The 1397-nt window shown below is 58.1% G+C and carries 2 protein-coding genes and 1 pseudogene; all 3 read right to left on the reverse strand.

Going from position 1 to position 1397, the window contains the following annotated elements; translation table 11 throughout:
* A pseudogene (locus WH5701_RS18200) lies at positions 1–427 on the reverse strand (4-amino-4-deoxy-L-arabinose transferase); the annotation flags it as partial.
* Positions 424–1092, reverse strand: coding sequence for a J domain-containing protein (locus WH5701_RS00505; RefSeq protein ID WP_009788229.1), 669 nt, complete (start codon positions 1090–1092; stop codon positions 424–426). The pseudogene WH5701_RS18200 and the gene WH5701_RS00505, both read right to left, overlap by 4 nt.
* 10 nt (positions 1093–1102) lie before the next feature.
* Positions 1103–1397, reverse strand: a 295-nt coding sequence (locus WH5701_RS00510; protein WP_156776473.1) for a pyridoxal-phosphate dependent enzyme, incomplete at its 5' end; no start/stop codon positions are given.

Consider the following 1397-nt stretch of genomic DNA (forward strand, 5'->3'; position numbering starts at 1 on the left):
CGTAATCCGTTCGCAGCTCCAGGAACGCTGGAACCATTGCGATGAGTCCGCAGGCCAGCCAAGCAAAACCTGGGCCATACAAACGACGGCCCCACCCCGCAACAGCGATCAAGAGCAGGCCATGCCAAAGGCTGAGACTCCACGCCGCCTGATCAGGTGCTCCGCCGCTCACTGCCATCACGCTGCCGTTCACCAAGGACGCGAGAGGTGGAATTTTTGGCGACAGATCCAACAGCGCATTCCACCCTTGCCAGCCACCTCCAGGAAGCAGTCCGAGCGCACGACCATGATCCAGGGCGCTGTTGAGATAGTCAGCCTGGTCCCAGGCGGGAACGCCACCCTGCAAAGTCCACCACAGCCGATCCGCCAGGGTGGCAAGGAGCCAAATCAGGGCCACTCCTCCCCAAAAGCGGCAACGCTGGCTCACAGAATGTCCAGGCGCCGACGTTCGTCCTGCAGCCGTTTTCGGCGCTGTTTGGCTTCCCTCAGCATCTCGCGACCATCGTGGAGGTAATTGTCCACGTACCCCATCGTGTAGCGCTCGAGTTCAGCCAGGGCATCCTCCACCTCCGATAAACAGTGATAAACACTCAAACCGAAGCCACGCGCCGAAGCCGGGGTTGGTAGCGACTGAAATAACGTCTTCACCCGTTCCATCTTGCGGGAACTGGTTTCTAAGTAACTGCAAAAGGCCTCCATCAGCTCGTCGTCATAGGGGTCTGCCGACAACGCCTTGAACTGCGCAGGAAAGGGATTGATCACCTCTCCGATCATGCGATCAATCGGGGCATACACCCGACGCAGCCATTCCACCAAAGCATCGTCTGCCGCAACCGAATGATTGTGGGCCGATCTGGCTCGACGAAGATCAGGTTGTCGGGATGCTGAGGGTGGAGAAATCCGAGTGCGATCAAACTTGCGGCGACGGTCTTGATCGCCCAAAACCTCCCAGGCAGCGTTCAGCGCCAACATCCGTTGATCATCGCCACCCGCATCCGGGTGGTGCTGTTTCACCAAGCGTCGATAAGCAGCCTTGATTTCGGCCGCTGATGCATGACTGCTGACTTCGAGCACCGTGTAGGGATCATTCATCGTTCAGTCCTTACACCTGTCCATCGCGTCGCGCTGGCAGAACTGAGCCCCGACTAAACATCGGCGTGGATAAATATCGCTCGCCATAACTGGCCAGGATCACCACCATTCGCTTGTTGGCCATCGCTGGTTGTTGCGCCAACTGAAGAGCAGCTGCGATGGCTGCACCACTGCTTATTCCGCAGAGCAAACCTTCCTCTCTCGCCAACCGTCGCCCCATCTCCATGGCGTCGTCATCGCTCACGGTGACGACCAAATCAATGAGATCGAAGTCCAAAACCTCGGGGACAAAACCAGCCCCAATG

Source organism: Synechococcus sp. WH 5701, assembly GCF_000153045.1.
GTDB classification, from domain to species: domain Bacteria; phylum Cyanobacteriota; class Cyanobacteriia; order PCC-6307; family Cyanobiaceae; genus Regnicoccus_A; species Regnicoccus_A antarcticus.